Raw genomic sequence first — 18040 nt, 5'->3', positions numbered from 1 at the left:
AGCACGCTGTAGGACTTCGCCCTAAAGGCTCACTGAAGTTTAATTTTCGCTCGCCAAAGGTGTGCGAGGGAGCAACCTCCCTCGCAACTTCAGACGCGAGACAAGGCCGGCAGTGGCGCGGCCAACAGGCGCTCATCGAGCAGACCGAGGCCTTCCTGGAACAGCTGATTGCTGCGTTCGGTATCGCCAAGCTGTGCGAGCAAGCGCGCCAGTTCCGCACAGGCTTCCGGATTGCGCTGCACACGCAGGCTGCTTTCCAGATAATCCCGGGCCTTGCCCCATAGACTGGATTGCAGGCACAGACGACCCAAGGTCAGCAGCAGGCTCGGATCGTTCGGATGATCCTTGAGCCAACCCTCGGCGGTTTGCAACTGACGCGCTGGATCACTCCCGCGCACCAGACCATACAGGCGCGCCAAATGGCTGTCGTACTTGCGCTTGAGGGCCGTGCGCAGCACCTCTTCCGCCTCGACCTGAGCGCCCAGCTGACGCAGCTGTTCGGCATAGGCCAGCACCAGTGGCGGCTCCTGACGTTGCGCCGAGGTCAGCTGTTGCCAGGCGCGAGTGAGCGACTGCAAACCGACCAAACCGTCCTCTTCTCGCTGCGCTGCCAGCGAAAGGTTTTCACCCCAGGCGCGACGCTCAAGCTCAGCCAGTTCGGCGGATGGCAGGACTTTATCCTTGCGCAGCTCCGGCAGCAGACGAATCACCGCCGACCAATCGCCGCGTTGCTGATACAAACGCTGCAACTGACGCAGCGTCTGCACATTATGAGGATGGCGCTCGTGCATCGCCTGTAGGGTCACCAATGCGCCGTCGGTGTCGCCACGGTCGGTCTGCAACTGTGCGTGGCTCAACGCGATTGCCAGCTCTGCCTGAGGCTGGCGCTCCAACGCACGTTCGAGCAACCGATCGGACTCCTCGTAATTGCCCTGCTCGTTCGCCGCACGGGCAGCGCCGAGGTAGTACAGCAGCGGTTGGCGCTCGGCTTCAGCGGCCCGATACAAATGACGCTGAGCACTGGCCCAACGACCTTCAGCCAGATCCAGCTGACCGTGTTCAATCGCCACCTGCACCCGACGGCTGCGGTTGCGCCGCGACCATGGATTGACCACGCCACTGGAGGCCATGACCAGTTCGACCAATGCCTTGATGCCCCAGATCAGCAACCACAACACCGCAATCAGCGCCAAGGTTGCCCACAGGCTCGACTCGTAACGGAAGGATTTGTAGGCGACCAGCACGTAACCGGAATGCTCGGCGATCGCCAGGCCCAGCGCCGCCGTCGCCGCGATCACCAGAAACACGATCACATAGAGGCGCTTCATGGCGTCGCCTCCTGCGCGGTGTTGGCGGCAGGTTTGGCAAAGGGTTTCACCGACTCTTCAGCGTTGACGTTACGCCGCTCGAGATAGGCCTGCACCGCACTCAGGGTACCGGTCAGATCCGGCGTCTTGACCGTGACCGGTTCTTTGCTCAACTCGCCGACCTGCTCCAGCATCACTTTGCTTTGCGGATTGTCCGGGTTGAAGTTGCCTTTGAGCACGTCGCGCGCCTCAGCCAGTGCTTGAGTGTAAACCGCCGCCTGACCGTTGAGGGCCGCCCATTGCGCCTGCTCCAGCGCCAGGCTCAGGGCCAGACGCACCTGGCTCAGACTCTGTCCGGCCAACAGCGGCTTCACATTCTTGTCAGCGTCGAAATCGATACGGATGTAGTGCGAGACCTGATCCCACCACTGCGCCCAGCGGCTGGCACCGTCACCGTCGGCGGTCAGGCCGAGCAGCGATTCGCCCCGATCCTTGTATTCCGGCGCCAGCTCTGTGAGGTCGATGACCTGATCACGCAGGGCCCCCAATCGCAGGAACAATCCGGTGCGATCCGGCTGCTCGGTGCTGCGCAGCGCAACCAGGGTTTTTGCCACTTGCTCGCGGGCAGCGAAGGAGCCGGGGTCGTTCTGTTCACGGAGGATTTCATCGGCACCCTGCACCAGTGCCTGAGCGCTGCTGATGTCCTGCAACGCGGAAAGGCGCAGGCTGGCCAGACGCAACAAGTGCTCAGCCTCAGCCAGGCGCCAGTCCTTGCGGCTGGCGCCGAGGACGGTTTCCAGACGTTGATTGAGGCGCTGTTGATCACCCTGAAGTTGCGTCACCAGACGCTGGCGTTCGGCAAGCTCTTCGGCCCCCGGCAATTGCGCGAGGCGCTCGGTCAGACGCTGCTCGTTGAGCTTCAGACCCTGCGCCTGATCGTTCAACGCCTGCACCTGACCCGACTGTTGCTGAGTGTTGGTTTGCAGGTGTCGCACCTGCCAGACTCCCCAACCACCCATCGCGACCCCGGCCGCACCGAGCAACAGGGCGACGATGGCCAGGCCATTGCCTCGGCGCGGCTCTTGGGCCGGCGGTGGAGTTTCAACCTGTGCATCAATCACAGGTTGGACGTCATCTTTTGGCAAGGCTGTTTCGCTCACGTATCCATCCTTTGCATTAGAAAACGGGTACGGGATGCTCCCGCAACGCCGTCAGCAAAGCCGCGGCACTCGCGCCGCGGCAATCCACAACTGTTTGAGCCCCGGCGGCATTTGCCAGCTCGGCGACTCTTGGGCTTGGAACAAACAACGGCAACTGTGCAATCGTCGGCCAAGCATCGCCGGCCATTTGGCGCAGGTGCTCAAAACCCTGTCCACTGCTGACCACCAGCCCGTTCAAGCGTTCCGCTGCGATCCGCTGCGGTAATGCTTGAAGCCCGTAGGCCGGCAGCTCGCGTCGATACAATTCCAGATACTCGACACTAGCACCAAGCTCGCGCAGGCGCTCGGCGAGCAGCTCGCGACCGCCCTCGCCGCGCAGGATCAACACCTGCGAACCCGGTTGGGCGACTGCATCACGCAGACGCGGCAATTGCAGCAATGCTTCGCTGTCATCGCCATCGACCGGGAAGTTTGCGTCGAGGCCGCGATCCTGAAGAATCTTCGCCGTCGCCGCACCGACGCTGAACCAAGGCATGGTCAACGACTGCGGCCCCTGGGCATCGAGCAGTTCCAGCGCAATACGAGCCGCCGGTTTGCTCACCACAATCACTGCGCTGCAACCGGGCAGTCGCGCCATGGCTCGACGTATTTTCTCAGAGACCGGCAGCGGGGCAATTTCCAAAAGCGGCAGGCAACTGCTGAAAACCCCCAGCCCGGCCAACGTCTCGGCGAGCGCCGCACAGTCATCCGCAGGGCGCGTCAGCAGCAGGCGCCAACCAGTCACTCGTGGCCTGCCTCGCCGTAGACTGCTTTAAGAATCTCTTCGGCGCCTTGGGCGAGCAAATCTTCAGCGACTTTCACACCCAATGCTTCGGCATCGGCGCGAGGGGCCCGGGCTTGGGCGCTGATCAGGCGGCCGCCACTCGGCTCGCCCACCAGACCCCGCAACCACAACTGCTCGCCTTCAAGCACGGCGTAGCAGGCGATCGGCACCTGGCAGCCACCATTCAAATGTTTGTTGAGGGCACGTTCAGCCGTGACGCGGGAAGTGGTATCGGCATGATGCAGCGGTTCCAGCAAGGCATGGATTTCGCTGTCGGCGCTACGGCATTCGATACCGACCGCGCCCTGCCCACCGGCTGGCAGGCTGTCATCGACGCTGATTGCCGAAGTGATGCGTTCCTCGAAACCGAGGCGGATCAAACCCGCCGCCGCGAGGATGATCGCGTCGTACTCACCTGCATCCAGCTTGGCCAGACGGGTGTTGACGTTGCCGCGCAAGAAGCGAATTTCAAGGTTCGGGCGACGGGTCAGCAGCTGTGCCTGACGGCGCAGGCTCGACGTGCCGACGACGCTACCGGCAGGCAGCGCCTCAAGGCTTGAATAGGTATTGGAAACGAAGGCATCACGCGGGTCTTCGCGCTCGCAGATGCAGAACAGACCGAGGCCTTCAGGGAAGTCCATCGGCACGTCTTTCATCGAGTGGACAGCGATGTCGGCTTCGTTTTCCAGCAGCGCGGTTTCCAGTTCCTTGACGAACAGGCCCTTGCCGCCGATTTTCGACAGCGGCGAATCGAGCAGCTTGTCGCCGCGACTGACCATGGGCACCAGTGTCACCAGCAAACCGGGATGGGCCGCTTCCAGACGGGCTTTGACGTATTCGGCCTGCCACAGGGCGAGCGCACTTTTACGGGTGGCGATGCGGATTTCGCGAGAGGACATGGATCAATCCGTACTGAATAGATACGGCGGATAATAACAGCTCAGCCAAATCCACTTTGACTTGAATCAGAAACGGCGCGGCCTCCCTGGCCTGCGATGCCCGCTAACGAGAAAATGAGCCCCCCGGAAAGGCCGGGTTAAAGGCCCTGCATCATTTTGCGTACACCCGCCACATGTCGGCGGCTGACAATCAGCGCATCACCATTGAGGCCTTTGAGGAACAGCTGAAAATGGCCCAGCGGCGTACGCTGCAAGCGTTCGATGCGGTCGCGGGCGACTAGCGCGTTGCGGTGGATGCGCACGAAACGCTCGCCAAATTCGTCTTCGAGGGCCTTGAGCGGTTCGTCCAGCAGCACCTCGCCGCCTTCATGGCGCAAGGTCACGTATTTGTGGTCAGCAATGAAATAGACCACCTGATCCAGCGGGATCAGTTCGATGCCTTTGCGGGTACGGGCGCTGATGTGACTGCGCGGGCCAGTGCCGCTTTCGGCAGCGGGGCGGGTCAGGGCCGAGAGTTGCGCCCGATTGGGACGTTCAGCCCGTTTCAGGGCGTCATGCAGATGTTCGGTTCGCACGGGTTTCACCACATAGCCCACGGCGCTTGCCTGCAGGGCTTCCACGGCAAATTCATCGGGACTGGTGAAAAACACCACGGCGGGCGGCGTTTCTCGTTCGCACAGACGGGCAGCAACCTGCAGGCCATCGAGGCCTGGCATGCGGATATCGAGCAGCACGATATCCGGCTTGTGGCTGTCGATCAGTGCCAACGCCTCTTCGCCATTCGTGGCGTTGGGCTCCAGGACTGTATAACCCTCGAGCTCGCTCACCATTCGGCTGAGGCGCTCGCGAGCCAGTGGTTCGTCATCAACGATCAGGACATTCATATTGCGCTGGATTCCTGCGTGAGTCTCGCACAAGGATAGCGTAGACAGGTGAAGTGACGTCCGTCACCGCGATCCACGCTAAGACTAGCCCGAGCGCCAAAAAGTGCCGTACGTCGGCCAGCAAAATTTGCCAGTGTCCGGGTCGTACTGCTCGAAGCCCGCTGTTTCCTGCGTTTCTCACGGGGTTTGCCGAAGGACAATACACCCACCTCCACTTCTTATAGTCGGCGGCCAGACCTTTGCACGATCCGCAGTCGCGCCGACCCTTATGTCCTACTGTAGACGCTCGTCGGGCCGATATTGCTCAATCGAAAAATATCGTTGCGCAAATTCCCGGCGCAGCACGCCGACTATGCATGACACGTTGCGAAAAAAACGTATCGACCGGTGTCAACGACAGGATTGGCAACCCTGTTATTATCCGCGCCAGCGTTTCACGCCTTTTTTTCTTCAAGCCGATACGAGCGAATTCATGAGCACTGACAAGACCAATCAGTCCTGGGGCGGCCGCTTCAGTGAACCCGTCGACGCCTTCGTCGCCCGCTTCACCGCCTCCGTCACTTTCGACCAGCGCCTGTATCGCCACGACATCATGGGCTCAATCGCCCACGCCACCATGTTGGCCAAGGTCGGCGTGCTGACCGATGCCGAGCGCGACAGCATCATCGACGGTCTGAACACCATTCAGGGCGAAATCGAGGCCGGCCAGTTCGACTGGCGCATCGACCTCGAAGACGTGCACATGAACATCGAAGCGCGCCTGACCGACCGCATCGGCGTGACCGGCAAGAAACTCCACACCGGCCGTAGCCGCAACGACCAGGTCGCCACCGACATCCGCCTGTGGCTGCGTGACGAAATCGACCTGATCCTCGCCGAAATCACCCGCCTGCAAAAAGGTCTGCTGGAGCAGGCCGAGCGCGAGTCCGGCAGCATCATGCCCGGTTTCACTCACCTGCAAACCGCGCAGCCAGTGACCTTCGGGCACCACATGCTGGCCTGGTTCGAAATGCTCAGCCGCGACTACGAGCGTCTGGTCGATTGCCGCAAGCGCACCAACCGCATGCCTCTGGGCAGCGCCGCGCTGGCCGGCACCACCTACCCGATCGACCGCGAATACACCGCGCAACTGCTGGGCTTCGACGCCGTGGGCGGCAACTCGCTGGACAACGTTTCCGATCGCGATTTCGCCATCGAATTCTGCTCCGCCGCGAGCATCGCGATGATGCACTTGTCGCGCTTCTCCGAGGAACTGGTGCTGTGGACCAGCGCGCAGTTCCAGTTCATTGATCTGCCGGATCGCTTCTGCACTGGCAGCTCAATCATGCCGCAAAAGAAAAACCCGGACGTGCCGGAGTTGGTACGCGGCAAGACCGGCCGCGTGTTCGGTGCGCTGATGGGCCTGCTGACCCTGATGAAAGGCCAGCCACTGGCCTACAACAAGGACAATCAGGAAGACAAGGAACCGCTATTCGACGCCGCCGACACCTTGCGCGATTCGCTGCGTGCGTTTGCCGACATGATCCCGGCAATCAAGCCGAAACACGCGATCATGCGTGAAGCGGCCCTGCGTGGCTTCTCCACCGCCACTGACCTGGCTGACTACCTGGTACGCCGCGGCCTGCCGTTCCGTGACTGCCACGAAATCGTCGGCCACGCAGTGAAGTACGGCGTCGACACTGGCAAGGACCTGGCCGAGATGAGCCTGGAAGAACTGCGCCAGTTCAGCGACCAGATCGAGCAGGACGTGTTTGCCGTGCTGACCCTGGAAGGCTCGGTGAACGCCCGTGACCATATCGGCGGCACTGCGCCGGCGCAGGTCAAGGCAGCGGTGGGTCGCGGTCAGGCCCTGATCGCCAGCCGCTAAAAGCATCGCTGGCAAGCCAGCTCCCACAGGTTCTGCGTCGAACACGCATTTGTGTTTCAACCCAGAACCCTGTGGGAGCTGGCTTGCCAGCGATTACTGACTTCAGAACGCTACAAACCTTACTTCTTGGCAGCGATCATCGCCAAAAACGCTGGCATCGCCGCCTCCTTGTCCGCAGCAATCTTTTGCACATGCGGATTCTGCTCCAGCCGCTCCAACAGCGCCTTTGCCTCCGGCATCTCTTTCAGCAAATCAATCCCGAACAGTTTATGCCCCACCGCACACGCCAGCGGCACGCTGTAGAGAAAGTACAAGTCCGCGATGCTCAGACTGTCGCCCGCCACATACGGGGCGAACTTGCCGTGCCGGCCAAGGGCGGCAAAACCCAGCAGCAATTCTGTCTTGGTCTTTTCCTTGATGGCGTCCGGTAAGGTCATGCCGAAGAACGCTTCGCCGTAGCAGGCACGCCCCGGCAGTTCGATGTACAGCTCGATTTCCTTGGCGATTGCCAACACCTGCGCCCGCTCGAACGGATCGCTCGGCAGCAGCGGCGTGCCTTTTTGAGTCAGTTCAAGGTATTCGAGAATGATCGCCGTTTCGTTGATGTAACCCGCATCAACGCCCAGCACCGGCACTTTGCCGCGCGGGCTGATGGCCAATGACTCAGCGGTCTGCGCGGGATAGAACGTGACCTCTTCGAACGGCAGGCCTTTTTCCAGCAGCGCCAGTTTGACCATGTTGTAGTAGTTGCTGACAGAGAATCCGTAGAGCTTAAGCATCAATAGCCTCCAGGCCGTGCGGGGTGGGCAGTGCCTGTTTATAGATCGCCCGGGGAATTCCCGCCAGCAGCATCACGCCACTGAATGCGGGTAAACTGGCGCCTTTCCTTGAGGAGCCTGCCATGAGCGAGCCGACAGACATCGATAACGACGAAGAAGAGTTCACTGAGAGCACGCTGATCGAAGCGATCGAGAACCAGATCGAAAGCGACAACCCGCCTGCGGCCAAGGCAACGCTCAACACGTTGACTCTGGTGGGCGTTGAACGCGAAGAAATCCTCAATCTGATGGCGCATGTGCTGGCATTCGAGATTGACGCGATGCTTGATGAAGATCGCCCGTTCAATACCGAATGGTACGAAGCAGCACTGCGCGCGCTACCTGAGTTGCCACCGGAAAAGCATTAACCGCACTTTTCCCTGTGGGAGCGAGCCTGCTCGCGAAGAGGCCGTACCATTCGAATTATGCGGCGCCTGACACGCCGCATTCGCGAGCAGGCTCGCTCCCACACAATTTGTCACCCATCCATCCGACCTTCTCTCGGACCCCGACTACACTGGAGTCCGCCTCAAGACAAAATCCCTGATCTGAGCACTGGACATGCCGCAAAAGCGGGTTCACCTTAGGGGCGCTGCGTTCCAATTCCTAGAAAGTCTGGAGTCCTTATGTCGCTTACCCCTGAGTTGGTTGCCGAACTGGAAGTCCTTGCACTCTTTCCCCTGGACAGTTCCCAGGAAGGTTTGAAAATTCATCAAACCGCTGCCCCGAAGCACGTCGCTGCTGCCCAACGCCTCTTTGATAAAGAACTGACCGACCAGCCCGATGGCGGATATCTGACCAGCCTGGGGCGCGATGCCGCGCAAAATGTGCAAACCGTCCTGACGATCCTGAGAGAACCAGAAACAGCCTGACCCTTCCTGACTTCGCCCACGGGAACCCCTGTCACGGGATTTCCGCGGGCCCGTCCGGACGTCGACTGCCGCCTCGCGATTGAAATCTGACGTCAAAAAAACAAATTCAGCTTAAAACTCCCGCCGCGCAAAGGCTAAACTGCCCCTCAATCCGAGACCCTCTACGTCCGAGCCTGCGAGCCGGTTTGAGCTGACATGACGCGCACCCATGAAATCCGCCCCGACCTGGACGAAGGAATCGACCGCAAGGTGCTCAGCCAACTGCGCGCGCGTTTTCTCAAACTCAATGAAGGCCGTCTAGGCCGCGCTCTCGAAGGTTTGTCGACGCGCCAGCAAAGTGTGCTGACGCTGCTGCCGCTGTTCTTCCACGTCAATCATCCGCTGCTGCCCGGCTATGTCTCGGGCAGTACGCCGGCCGGCCTGTCGAATTACGAGCCGGACGCCAATACCCTCGCCGAAGCCCAGCGCCTGACCCGGTCGTTCTCTTACAAGCCGCGCCACGGCAGCAACCCGTCGCGACCGATTCACGGTCTGTTCCTGATGGGCAGTCTCGGCACCCTGGCCCAGGCCGATCAAAGCGACATGGACGTGTGGGTGTGTCACTCGCCCGACCTGAGCGAAAACGAGCTGGCCGAACTGGGCAAGAAATGCCGGCTGCTCGAAACCTGGGCCGCGAGTCAGGGCGCAGAGGCGCATTTCTTTCTGATCGACCCGGTGCGTTTCGTCAAAGGCGAGCGCGACACCCAGCTCAGTTCCGAAAACTGCGGCAGCACTCAGCACTATCTGTTGCTCGACGAGTTCTATCGCACCGCAATCTGGCTGGCCGGTCGCACGCCGATCTGGTGGCTGGTGCCGGTTTACGAAGAAACGGCCTACGACATTTACACCCACACGCTGCTGTCCAAACGCTTCATCCGCGCCGACGAAACCGTCGACCTTGGGCATTTGGCGACGATTCCGCCGGGGGAGTTCATCGGCGCCGGGCTTTGGCAATTGTTCAAGGGCATCGAGTCGCCGTACAAGTCGGTGCTCAAACTGCTGCTGACCGAGGTTTATGCCAGCGAACACCCGCAAGTGCAGTGCCTGAGCCTGCGCTTCAAAAAAGCCGTGTTCGCCAACCACCTCGATCTGGATGAACTGGACCCGTATATGGTCGTGTATCGGCGCATCGAGGAATACCTCATCGCCCGTAACGAACCGGAACGTCTGGAGTTGGTGCGCCGCGCGCTATACCTCAAGGTCAATCGCAAGCTCACGGGCAATAGCCGCACGCAGAGCTGGCAACGTTCGCTGCTGGAACGACTGGCCAACGAATGGCATTGGGATCAGCGGCAACTCGCCTTACTCGATAGCCGCAGCCAGTGGAAAGTCCGCCAGGTCAGCGCCGAGCGTCGCGCACTGGTGAACGAGCTGAATTACAGCTACCGCTTCCTGACCCAGTTCGCCCGCACCGAGCAGACCGTCAGCCTGATCAACAAACGCGATCTCAACGTGCTGGGCCGCAGGCTCTACGCCGCATTCGAGCGCAAGGCCGACAAGGTCGAGTTCATCAACCCCGGCATCGCCCCGGATCTGGCCGAAGACACCCTGACCCTGGTGCAATCGCGCAACAAGAAGGAACCGGGGCAAACCCAGTGGGGCCTGTACAACGGCAGCCTCACGGCGCATGAGTGGGAACATTTCGCGCCGATCAAACGCAGCCGCGAATTGCTCGAACTGCTGACCTGGTGCCACCGCAACGGCGTGATCGACAGCAGCACCCGCCTGGCCCTGCACCCTGGCAACAGCGACCTGAGCGAGTTCGAGCTGTTCAACCTGCTCGGCAGCCTGCAACAGTGCATCGCCCTGCCCTTGCCCACCGTCGCCGAAGAACCGCTGCTGCGCGCCGCCGTACCCAGCGAAGTGCTGATTCTGGTGAACGTCGGTGTCGACCCACTCAAGCATCACCGCGACCTCAACATCCTGATGACCACCGAGCGCACCGATTCGCTGAGCTATGCCGGCGTCCGTGAGAACCTCGTTCTGACCCTCGATCAGGTCACGCTCAATAGCTGGAATGAAGTACTGGTCAACCGCTTCGACGGGCCCCACGCCTTGCTTGATTGCCTGCGCGATTACCTCAACAACTTGCCGCGCGGGCCGCTACAGCCGTCGCTGAAGGTGCGCTGTTTCTGTCATAACCGTGCGCAGTTCATTGCCCGACGCGTGGAGGAAATCGTCGATACCGCGCAGAACCTGCTGCTCAGCGCCTTGAATCACCGCTACCTGATACAGGTGCAACAGCACTATCACGTGCTGGAACTGGTGCCCGGACAGGTCAACCATGTCGCGCTAGCCACCCTGCCAGCACTGCTCGATTACCTCAGCGAAGAGCAGGCGCGCTACAGCCCGCTACACCTTGATCCGATGGCACTGGAGGATCACGACCTTGCGCTGATCCTGCCGATGGGCCAACCGGAGTGCATTCAGGTGTTCTACCGGATCATCGAGCAGCACGCCGAGGTCTACGTCCTGGACGAATTCAATGCGCTGTGGCAACAGCACTTGCCGTATCACGACGAGCAAAGTCTGCTGGTGCCGCTACAACGTTTCCTGCAATCGATCCAGTATCGGCGTGAAGCGCTGCTGCCGATGGAGGCTGCCCCCTCGACCAGCCTCGATATTTTGTATTACCAGCTGTTGCCTTCAGGCCCGGGACGGGCGCGGCGTGTCGAAGCGCGGCCGATGCCGCAGACGCCAGCCAACAAAGCGTTCTACGACGTGCAGGCGATCATCGGCAAGGCCGCACCGGGGGAAGTGCAGGTCACGCTGTATTGCAATCAACGGGAGTTCAGCGAGTTGGAGCATGGCGACCAGCTGTTCAGCGTGGTCGCCCGGGAGATCGTCGAGCAGCGCCGCGAGACCGAGCGCTATCGTTGCTACATCACCGATCTGGACCTGTCCGGCCTGCTCGGTGATGGGCAAAGTTCAAGCAATCTGTATCTGCGGTACAAGGCCGACCTGGAGCGCGCCCTGAACGAGGCACTCGAACAGGTCTGAGTGAATTTACTCGGGGAACGCGCCACCGTTGGCCGGTTGCGATTCGACTTCCAGCAGGGTCAGCTTGAGGGTCTTGCCGCCCGGTGCCGGCCAGTCGATGTGCTGCCCGACTTTCAGACCCAGCAGTGCGCTGCCGACTGGCGCCAGAACCGAAATCTTGCCTTCATCGGCATTGGCATCCTTGGGATAGACCAGCGTCAGGTGGTAATCCTTACCACTGCCTTCTTCGCGGCAATGCACGCGGGAATTCATCGTCACGACATCGGCAGGCACGTCATCGTGGCTGACCAGCGTATCGGCGCGGTCCAGTTCGGTTTGCAACGCAATCACGCCCGGCAGCGTGTCATCCAGGCTGTCGATCAGGCGCTCCAGACGTTGAACGTCCAGACGGGTAAGAGTGATGGAAGGTGCGGTCATGATCCGGGCAGACTCCTTTCTTCTGCGCAAAAAAAGCAAAACCCCGCCAAAAAAAGACGGGGTTTTCACCGAGCCTCGGTGGGTTGAGGCGTGTTCGGACACTATCACAGCTCAAAAAATATACAAGCCACCCACCTTCAAGGAGCCCCCCTTGTGGCGAGGGGATTTATCCCCGTTGGGTCGCGCAGCGCCCCCAAAATCTTGAAGACTGCTGCGCAGTCGAACGGGGATAAATCCCCTCACCACAGGATCGGGTCAGGCTTGGGATTTGCGTGCAGCGGCCTGGGTGACGATCACTCGGCGCCGCTCATCATCGGCCGAGCGCCACTCACGAATATCCTCAACATGCCGGAAACAGCCGAGGCAGACCTTTTGTTCGTCCAGCCGACACACGCCGCTGCACGGTGAAGGCACCGCCGGGCTGATGTTGCTGTAGAGCGGCTTGGGTGGGCGCGCGGAAGCGGTGTCAGTCACGGAATCACAGGCCTTCGAAATCGAATTCGGCGCCAGCCTGCTGCTTGACGATGCGCTCGAGCATTTCGCCCAACTGCTCTTCGCTCTTGTCGCACATCCAGCGCTCGCTTTCTTCGTCGTAGTCGAAGTGGAAACCACCCGAAACTGCCGCCAGCCAAAGCTGACGCAACGGCTCCTGGCGGCTGAAGATCAGCTGCGAGCCGTTTTCGAACTTGACGGTCAGCACACCGGCCGAACTTTCCAGATCGATATCCAGGTCGCTTTCGTCAAAGATGTCTTCCAGTTTTTCCTGGGTGTCATCGACCAGATCGTGGAAACGGGCTTCGGACAAACTCATTGTGGCAACCTCAAAAAATGTCTGATCAGGCTCAAGCGCCGCAAGATACGGACGCTTCTGGCTGATTGCAAAGGATAACGACCAACTGCCTGCACCGCCCCTGTGGGAGCTGGCTTGCCAGCGATGAGGCCGACAAATTCAACATCGATGGCGACTGAATCACCGCTATCGCGGGCAAGCCCGCTCCCACAGGTGTTTGTGTGTATCCAGTGAGCCCCGCCGGACGGGAGGCCCGTCGCATAGGCAAGCTGCCGGGTGGCCGGTATACTCCGGCGCAATTAACGTATTTTCAAGGATTTCGCCATGAAGCGCCTGATCTCTTCCCTTGCTGCGCTCGTCGCGGTTGCCTGCCTCGTTTCGGCCTGTGGTCAAAAAGGCCCGTTGTACCTGCCGGATGACGCTCAGGACCCAGCCGAGCAAGCCCAGTCGTCGCAAAAGCAGCCTGCTTCCAAAGCACACAAGCACGACGTTTACTAAGGGATCGCCATGGACGCTTTTAACTACCGTGGCGGGGAGCTGTTCGCGGAAGGTGTGGCGCTGTCCGCCATCGCCGACCGTTTCGGCACACCAACCTATGTTTACTCGCGCGCACACATCGAAGCCCAGTATCTAGCCTACGCCGATGCGCTGGCCGGCATGCCGCACCTGGTTTGCTATGCCGTCAAAGCCAACTCCAACCTCGGCGTCCTGAATGTCCTGGCCCGTCTCGGCGCCGGTTTCGACATCGTTTCCCGTGGCGAGCTGGAACGCGTACTGGCCGCTGGCGGCAGCGCCGACAAGATCGTGTTCTCCGGCGTCGGCAAGACCCGTGACGACATGCGCCGTGCGCTGGAAGTCGGCGTGCACTGCTTCAACGTCGAGTCCACCGACGAGCTGGAACGCCTGCAAGTTGTCGCCGCCGAACTGGGTGTTCGCGCACCGGTTTCGCTGCGTGTGAACCCGGACGTCGATGCTGGCACCCACCCGTACATCTCCACCGGTCTCAAGGAAAACAAGTTCGGCATCGCCATCGCCGACGCCGAAGACGTGTATGTGCGTGCCGCGCATCTGCCAAACCTGGAAGTGGTCGGTGTCGACTGCCACATCGGTTCGCAACTGACCACGCTGCCACCGTTCCTTGATGCGCTCGATCGCTTGCTGGATCTGGTCGACCGTCTCGGCGATTGCGGCATCCACCTGCGCCACATCGATCTCGGTGGTGGTTTGGGCGTGCGTTATCGCGATGAAGAGCCGCCATTGGCTGCCGACTACATCAAAGCCGTGCGCGAACGTCTGGACGGTCGTGATCTGGCGCTGGTGTTCGAGCCGGGCCGCTACATCGTCGCCAACGCCGGCGTGCTGCTGACGCAGGTCGAGTACCTCAAGCATACCGAGCACAAAGATTTCGCCATCGTCGATGCGGCGATGAACGACCTGATTCGCCCAGCGCTGTATCAGGCGTGGATGGACATCACTGCGGTCAAACCGCGCGACACCGCCGCACGCATGTACGACGTCGTCGGCCCGATCTGCGAAACCGGCGACTTCCTCGCCAAGGACCGCGAGCTGGCCCTCGCCGAAGGCGATCTGCTGGCTGTGCATTCGGCCGGCGCCTACGGTTTCGTCATGAGCTCCAACTACAACACTCGCGGCCGTGCGGCCGAAGTGCTGGTGGACGGTGATCAAGTGTTTGAAGTGCGTCGCCGCGAAACCGTGGCTGAGCTGTTTGCCGGCGAAAGCCTGCTGCCGGAGTAACCCATGCTGCTGCGTTTTACCAAAATGCACGGCCTGGGCAATGACTTCATGGTTCTCGACCTGGTCAGCCAGCACGCGCATATTCAGCCAAAGCACGCCAAGCAATGGGGCGATCGACACACGGGAATCGGTTTTGACCAACTGCTGATCGTCGAAGCGCCGAGTAACCCGGACGTCGATTTCCGCTACCGGATCTTCAACTCCGACGGCTCGGAAGTTGAGCAGTGCGGCAACGGCGCACGCTGCTTCGCGCGTTTCGTGCTCGACAAGCGTCTGACTGCCAAACGGCAGATCCGCGTCGAGACCAAGGGCGGCATCATCGAACTGGACGTGCGTAACGACGGCCAGATCGGCGTGAACATGGGCCCCCCGCGCCTGGTGCCGACGGACATTCCGTTCGAAGCACCGGAGCAGGCCACGAGTTATCAGCTGGAAGTCGACGGCACCATGGTCGAACTGGCCGCCGTGTCGATGGGCAACCCACACGCCGTGCTGCGCGTGCAGGACATCAACAGCGCACCGGTGCATGAACTGGGGCCGAAAATCGAACACCACCCGCGCTTCCCGGCGCGGGTCAATGTCGGTTTTATCCAGATCATCGACCGTAACCGCGCGCAACTGCGCGTCTGGGAACGTGGCGCCGGGGAAACCCAGGCCTGCGGTACCGGCGCCTGTGCGGCGGCCGTCGCGGCAATCAGTCAGGGGTGGATGGATTCGCCGCTATTGATCGACCTGCCCGGCGGGCGTTTGTCCATTGAATGGGCAGGCCCTGGCCAACCGGTGCTGATGACCGGTCCGGCAGTGCGTGTATACGAAGGACAAGTGCGTCTTTGAGTGAGCAGAAACCATGACCGATAAGCCTCAGGTACCCGCCCGACAGTCCGACGAATCAGCGTCCGAGAGCCTGGAGGCGGCAGCGGTTGCCGCGTACCTGGAGGCTCATCCGGACTTTTTCGTCGAGAACGAAGAACTGCTGCCCGCCATGCGCATCCCCCACCGGCGGGGTGACACCATATCGCTGGTCGAGCGGCAGATGACCATTCTGCGCGAACGCAACATCGAGATGCGTCATCGCCTCTCACAGTTGATGGATGTCGCCCGCGACAACGATCGCCTATTCGACAAGACCCGCCGCCTGATCCTTGCCCTGATGGATGCCACCAGCCTGGAAGACGTTGTCATCAGCGTCGAAGACAGCCTGCGCCAGGATTTCCAGGTGCCCTTCGTCAGCCTGATCCTGCTCGGCGACAACCCGGCGCCAGTCGGGCGGTGGGTCAGCCACGCCGATGCACAAGTCGCTATCGGCGGCCTGCTAACCGAAGGCAAAAGCGTCAGCGGCACGCTGCGTGAACATGAACTGGACTTTCTGTTCGGCGAAGAACAGCGCCAGCAGATCGGCTCAACCGCCGTGGTCGCCATCAGTCATCAGGGCATTCACGGCATTCTGGCAATCGCCAGCCGTGATCCGCAGCACTACAAGAGCTCGGTCGGTACGCTGTTCCTCAGCTACATCGCCGAAGTCATGGGCCGCGTGCTGCCACGGGTCAACAGCTCGCTGCGCTCGGTACGCTGAGCATGGAACGACAACTGGACGCTTACTGCGAACACCTGCGCAGTGAGCGACAGGTGTCGCCGCACACGCTGTCGGCCTATCGTCGCGACCTCGATAAAGTCCTCGGTTGGTGTGTCAAACAGAACATCGGCAGTTGGGCCGCGCTGGACATCCAGCGATTGCGCAGTCTTATTGCCCGCCTGCATGCCCAGGGCCAGTCCTCGCGCAGCCTCGCCCGCTTGCTCTCGGCAGTGCGCGGGCTCTACCACTACCTGAATCGCGAAGGCCTCTGCGATCACGATCCGGCCACCGGCCTCGCGCCGCCAAAAGGTGAACGCCGCCTGCCGAAAACCCTCGACACCGACCGCGCACTGCAATTGCTTGAAGGCGCGGTCGAGGATGATTTCCTGGCACGTCGCGATCAGGCGATTCTGGAGTTGTTCTATTCCTCCGGCCTGCGTTTGTCGGAGCTGACCGGGCTTAATCTCGATCAGCTCGACCTTGCCGACGGCATGGTTCAGGTGCTCGGCAAGGGCAGCAAAACCCGCCTGTTGCCAGTTGGCAGAAAGGCCCGCGAAGCCCTCGAATACTGGCTGCCGCTGCGGGCCATGACCAACCCGGCAGACGACGCCGTATTCGTCAGCCAGCAAGGCCGCCGCCTCGGCCCGCGAGCAATTCAGGTGCGGGTCAAACTGGCCGGAGAGCGCGAACTGGGGCAGAACCTGCACCCGCACATGCTCAGGCATTCCTTCGCCAGCCACTTGCTGGAATCCTCGCAGGACCTGCGCGCGGTGCAGGAACTGCTCGGCCACTCGGACATCAAGACCACGCAGATCTACACCCATCTGGACTTCCAGCACCTGGCGGCGGTCTACGACAGCGCCCATCCACGGGCCAAACGCATGAAAGGCGATGATTCATGAGCATCCAGTTGATCACCTTCGACCTTGACGACACCCTGTGGCACACCGCCCCGGTGATCGTCAGTGCCGAAGCGATATTGCGCGAATGGCTGAGCGAACATGCGCCGAATCTGGGCGCAGTGCCGGTGGAGCATTTGTGGTCGATCCGCGAGCGGGTGCTGGCCAATGAACCGGGCCTCAAACACCGCATTAGCGCGTTGCGCCGGCGGGTGTTGTTTCATGCCCTGGAAGAGGCCGGTTACGCCCATGCCGAAGCGTCGGAGCTGGCGGACAAGAGTTTTGAAGTGTTCTTGCATGCGCGGCATCAGATCGAAGTATTCCCCGAAGTCGAGCCGGTACTGGAAATTCTCGCCAACCATTACGCCCTCGGCGTGGTCACCAATGGCAACGCCGATGTGCGCCGGTTGGGGCTGGCGGATTACTTCAAGTTTGCCCTGTGCGCCGAAGACATCGGTATCGCCAAACCGGATGCGCGACTGTTTCATGAGGCGTTGCAGCGCGGTGGCGCCACCGCCGAAACCGCCGTGCATATCGGCGATCATCCGGGCGATGACATTGCCGGGGCGCAGGAGGCAGGGTTGCGCGCGGTGTGGTTCAACCCGGCGGGTAAAGTCTGGGAAGCGGAGCGCTTGCCGGATGCTGAAATCCGCAGCCTGACTGATCTTCCCGCCGTCCTGGCACGCTGGAATACCATTTCCAACTGACACTTGGACACCTGTGGGAGCTGGCTTGCCAGCGATGAGGCCGGCACATTCAACATCAATGTTGACTGATCCGACGCCATCGCGGGCAAGCCCGCTCCCACAGGGTTTGTGTTTCATTCAGATATTTTTGTTTCATGTCTAGTCCTGAAATAGGTTTACACCTTTTTCACCCCAACGCCCGATGCACCGCGTCGGGCGTTTTGTATTTTAAGGACAGGTGCGGTCGCTCC

General features: G+C 61.0%; 19 protein-coding genes and 1 pseudogene. 10 read left to right on the top strand and 10 right to left on the bottom strand.

Features of this window, described 5'->3' with window-relative positions:
* Window positions 1-89: 89 nt before the first annotated feature.
* The 6 genes and pseudogenes from ACIQVE_RS20705 to ACIQVE_RS20680 all read right to left on the bottom strand — a co-directional run.
* A complete protein-coding gene (locus ACIQVE_RS20705; protein ID WP_402811485.1) occupies window positions 90-1328 on the bottom strand; it encodes a heme biosynthesis protein HemY in 1239 nt (412 codons plus the stop codon).
* Complete coding sequence (locus tag ACIQVE_RS20700; RefSeq protein WP_402811482.1) at window positions 1325-2467, bottom strand: uroporphyrinogen-III C-methyltransferase; 1143 nt, start codon at window positions 2465-2467, stop codon at window positions 1325-1327. Before ACIQVE_RS20700 ends, ACIQVE_RS20705 begins: the two co-directional genes overlap by 4 nt.
* 16 nt (window positions 2468-2483) lie before the next feature.
* On the bottom strand, window positions 2484-3251 hold the full coding sequence (locus ACIQVE_RS20695) for a uroporphyrinogen-III synthase (RefSeq protein WP_402811480.1): 768 nt from the start codon (window positions 3249-3251) through the stop codon (window positions 2484-2486).
* Window positions 3248-4189 carry a hydroxymethylbilane synthase gene (hemC, locus tag ACIQVE_RS20690; protein ID WP_402811478.1) on the bottom strand — a complete coding sequence of 314 codons (942 nt, stop codon included), beginning with the start codon at window positions 4187-4189 and terminating at the stop codon, window positions 3248-3250. The genes ACIQVE_RS20695 and hemC overlap by 4 nt, the downstream gene beginning before the upstream one ends.
* A gap of 137 nt (window positions 4190-4326) precedes the next feature.
* On the bottom strand, window positions 4327-5073 hold the full coding sequence (locus ACIQVE_RS20685; protein WP_402811475.1) for a LytR/AlgR family response regulator transcription factor: 747 nt from the start codon (window positions 5071-5073) through the stop codon (window positions 4327-4329).
* A pseudogene (locus ACIQVE_RS20680) lies at window positions 5070-5189 on the bottom strand (sensor histidine kinase); the annotation flags it as partial. The gene ACIQVE_RS20685 and the pseudogene ACIQVE_RS20680, both read right to left, overlap by 4 nt.
* Before the next feature lie 356 nt (window positions 5190-5545).
* On the opposite strand from ACIQVE_RS20680, the gene argH reads away from it, so the two are divergent.
* Entirely contained in the window at window positions 5546-6940 is a 1395-nt protein-coding gene (gene argH / locus ACIQVE_RS20675; RefSeq protein WP_402811472.1) for an argininosuccinate lyase, read from the top strand.
* A gap of 119 nt (window positions 6941-7059) precedes the next feature.
* Here argH and ACIQVE_RS20670 read toward each other — a convergent pair whose 3' ends face one another.
* Window positions 7060-7719, bottom strand: coding sequence for a glutathione S-transferase family protein (locus ACIQVE_RS20670; RefSeq protein WP_402811470.1), 660 nt, complete (start codon window positions 7717-7719; stop codon window positions 7060-7062).
* Window positions 7720-7841: 122 nt separating this feature from the next.
* On the opposite strand from ACIQVE_RS20670, the gene ACIQVE_RS20665 reads away from it, so the two are divergent.
* The 3 genes from ACIQVE_RS20665 to ACIQVE_RS20655 all read left to right on the top strand — a co-directional run bounded on the left by ACIQVE_RS20665 (window position 7842) and on the right by ACIQVE_RS20655 (window position 11669).
* On the top strand, window positions 7842-8126 hold the full coding sequence (locus tag ACIQVE_RS20665; protein ID WP_402811468.1) for a hypothetical protein: 285 nt from the start codon (window positions 7842-7844) through the stop codon (window positions 8124-8126).
* A gap of 258 nt (window positions 8127-8384) precedes the next feature.
* Entirely contained in the window at window positions 8385-8630 is a 246-nt protein-coding gene (locus tag ACIQVE_RS20660) for a TIGR02647 family protein (RefSeq protein WP_402811466.1), read from the top strand.
* A 195-nt stretch (window positions 8631-8825) separates the two neighbouring features.
* Window positions 8826-11669: a class I adenylate cyclase gene (locus ACIQVE_RS20655; RefSeq protein ID WP_402811464.1), complete on the top strand. Its 2844-nt coding sequence runs from the start codon at window positions 8826-8828 to the stop codon at window positions 11667-11669.
* A gap of 6 nt (window positions 11670-11675) precedes the next feature.
* Here the strand turns inward: ACIQVE_RS20655 and rnk are convergent, their stop codons facing one another.
* The 3 genes from rnk to cyaY form a co-directional block, all read right to left on the bottom strand.
* Window positions 11676-12086, bottom strand: a complete 411-nt coding sequence (gene rnk / locus ACIQVE_RS20650) for a nucleoside diphosphate kinase regulator (RefSeq protein ID WP_402811462.1) — start codon at window positions 12084-12086, stop codon at window positions 11676-11678.
* A 255-nt stretch (window positions 12087-12341) separates the two neighbouring features.
* Entirely contained in the window at window positions 12342-12560 is a 219-nt protein-coding gene (locus ACIQVE_RS20645) for a DUF1289 domain-containing protein (RefSeq protein WP_402811459.1), read from the bottom strand.
* A gap of 4 nt (window positions 12561-12564) precedes the next feature.
* On the bottom strand, window positions 12565-12897 hold the full coding sequence (gene cyaY / locus ACIQVE_RS20640) for an iron donor protein CyaY (RefSeq protein WP_042561714.1): 333 nt from the start codon (window positions 12895-12897) through the stop codon (window positions 12565-12567).
* Window positions 12898-13200: 303 nt separating this feature from the next.
* Here cyaY and ACIQVE_RS20635 point away from each other — a divergent pair, with 303 nt between their 5' ends.
* From ACIQVE_RS20635 to ACIQVE_RS20610, 6 genes are read left to right on the top strand one after another with little or no spacing between them, the layout of a single operon-like run.
* Complete coding sequence (locus ACIQVE_RS20635; protein ID WP_402811455.1) at window positions 13201-13374, top strand: lipoprotein; 174 nt, start codon at window positions 13201-13203, stop codon at window positions 13372-13374.
* A gap of 9 nt (window positions 13375-13383) precedes the next feature.
* Window positions 13384-14631, top strand: a complete 1248-nt coding sequence (lysA, locus tag ACIQVE_RS20630) for a diaminopimelate decarboxylase (RefSeq protein WP_402811453.1) — start codon at window positions 13384-13386, stop codon at window positions 14629-14631.
* Between the two features lie 3 nt (window positions 14632-14634).
* Window positions 14635-15465, top strand: a complete 831-nt coding sequence (dapF, locus tag ACIQVE_RS20625; protein WP_402811450.1) for a diaminopimelate epimerase — start codon at window positions 14635-14637, stop codon at window positions 15463-15465.
* 13 nt (window positions 15466-15478) lie between these two features.
* On the top strand, window positions 15479-16204 hold the full coding sequence (locus ACIQVE_RS20620) for a DUF484 family protein (RefSeq protein WP_402811446.1): 726 nt from the start codon (window positions 15479-15481) through the stop codon (window positions 16202-16204).
* A gap of 2 nt (window positions 16205-16206) precedes the next feature.
* Window positions 16207-17106, top strand: a complete 900-nt coding sequence (xerC, locus tag ACIQVE_RS20615) for a tyrosine recombinase XerC (protein ID WP_402811443.1) — start codon at window positions 16207-16209, stop codon at window positions 17104-17106.
* Window positions 17103-17810 (top strand): HAD family hydrolase, encoded by a 708-nt coding sequence (locus ACIQVE_RS20610; RefSeq protein WP_402811442.1) that lies wholly within the window; start codon window positions 17103-17105, stop codon window positions 17808-17810. Before xerC ends, ACIQVE_RS20610 begins: the two co-directional genes overlap by 4 nt.
* Window positions 17811-18040 lie beyond the last annotated feature (230 nt).

It is taken from the genome of Pseudomonas sp. NPDC098747, from assembly GCF_044760045.1.
Lineage (GTDB): Bacteria > Pseudomonadota > Gammaproteobacteria > Pseudomonadales > Pseudomonadaceae > Aquipseudomonas.
Note: the sequence above shows the minus strand (reverse complement) of the source record. Positions and strands in the feature narration are given on the sequence as shown.

Excerpts from the sequence above, each read along its gene's own strand:
- ACIQVE_RS20705 (WP_402811485.1), bottom strand. The coding sequence starts at position 1,328 with ATGAAGCGCCTCTATGTGATCGTGTTTCTGGTGATCGCGGCGACGGCG.
- hemC (WP_402811478.1), bottom strand. The coding sequence starts at position 4,189 with ATGTCCTCTCGCGAAATCCGCATCGCCACCCGTAAAAGTGCGCTCGCC.
- ACIQVE_RS20685 (WP_402811475.1), bottom strand. The coding sequence starts at position 5,073 with ATGAATGTCCTGATCGTTGATGACGAACCACTGGCTCGCGAGCGCCTC.
- argH (WP_402811472.1), top strand. The coding sequence starts at position 5,546 with ATGAGCACTGACAAGACCAATCAGTCCTGGGGCGGCCGCTTCAGTGAA.
- ACIQVE_RS20670 (WP_402811470.1), bottom strand. The coding sequence starts at position 7,719 with ATGCTTAAGCTCTACGGATTCTCTGTCAGCAACTACTACAACATGGTC.
- ACIQVE_RS20665 (WP_402811468.1), top strand. The coding sequence starts at position 7,842 with ATGAGCGAGCCGACAGACATCGATAACGACGAAGAAGAGTTCACTGAG.
- ACIQVE_RS20660 (WP_402811466.1), top strand. The coding sequence starts at position 8,385 with ATGTCGCTTACCCCTGAGTTGGTTGCCGAACTGGAAGTCCTTGCACTC.
- ACIQVE_RS20655 (WP_402811464.1), top strand. The coding sequence starts at position 8,826 with ATGACGCGCACCCATGAAATCCGCCCCGACCTGGACGAAGGAATCGAC.
- rnk (WP_402811462.1), bottom strand. The coding sequence starts at position 12,086 with ATGACCGCACCTTCCATCACTCTTACCCGTCTGGACGTTCAACGTCTG.
- cyaY (WP_042561714.1), bottom strand. The coding sequence starts at position 12,897 with ATGAGTTTGTCCGAAGCCCGTTTCCACGATCTGGTCGATGACACCCAG.
- ACIQVE_RS20635 (WP_402811455.1), top strand. The coding sequence starts at position 13,201 with ATGAAGCGCCTGATCTCTTCCCTTGCTGCGCTCGTCGCGGTTGCCTGC.
- lysA (WP_402811453.1), top strand. The coding sequence starts at position 13,384 with ATGGACGCTTTTAACTACCGTGGCGGGGAGCTGTTCGCGGAAGGTGTG.
- dapF (WP_402811450.1), top strand. The coding sequence starts at position 14,635 with ATGCTGCTGCGTTTTACCAAAATGCACGGCCTGGGCAATGACTTCATG.
- ACIQVE_RS20620 (WP_402811446.1), top strand. The coding sequence starts at position 15,479 with ATGACCGATAAGCCTCAGGTACCCGCCCGACAGTCCGACGAATCAGCG.
- xerC (WP_402811443.1), top strand. The coding sequence starts at position 16,207 with ATGGAACGACAACTGGACGCTTACTGCGAACACCTGCGCAGTGAGCGA.
- ACIQVE_RS20610 (WP_402811442.1), top strand. The coding sequence starts at position 17,103 with ATGAGCATCCAGTTGATCACCTTCGACCTTGACGACACCCTGTGGCAC.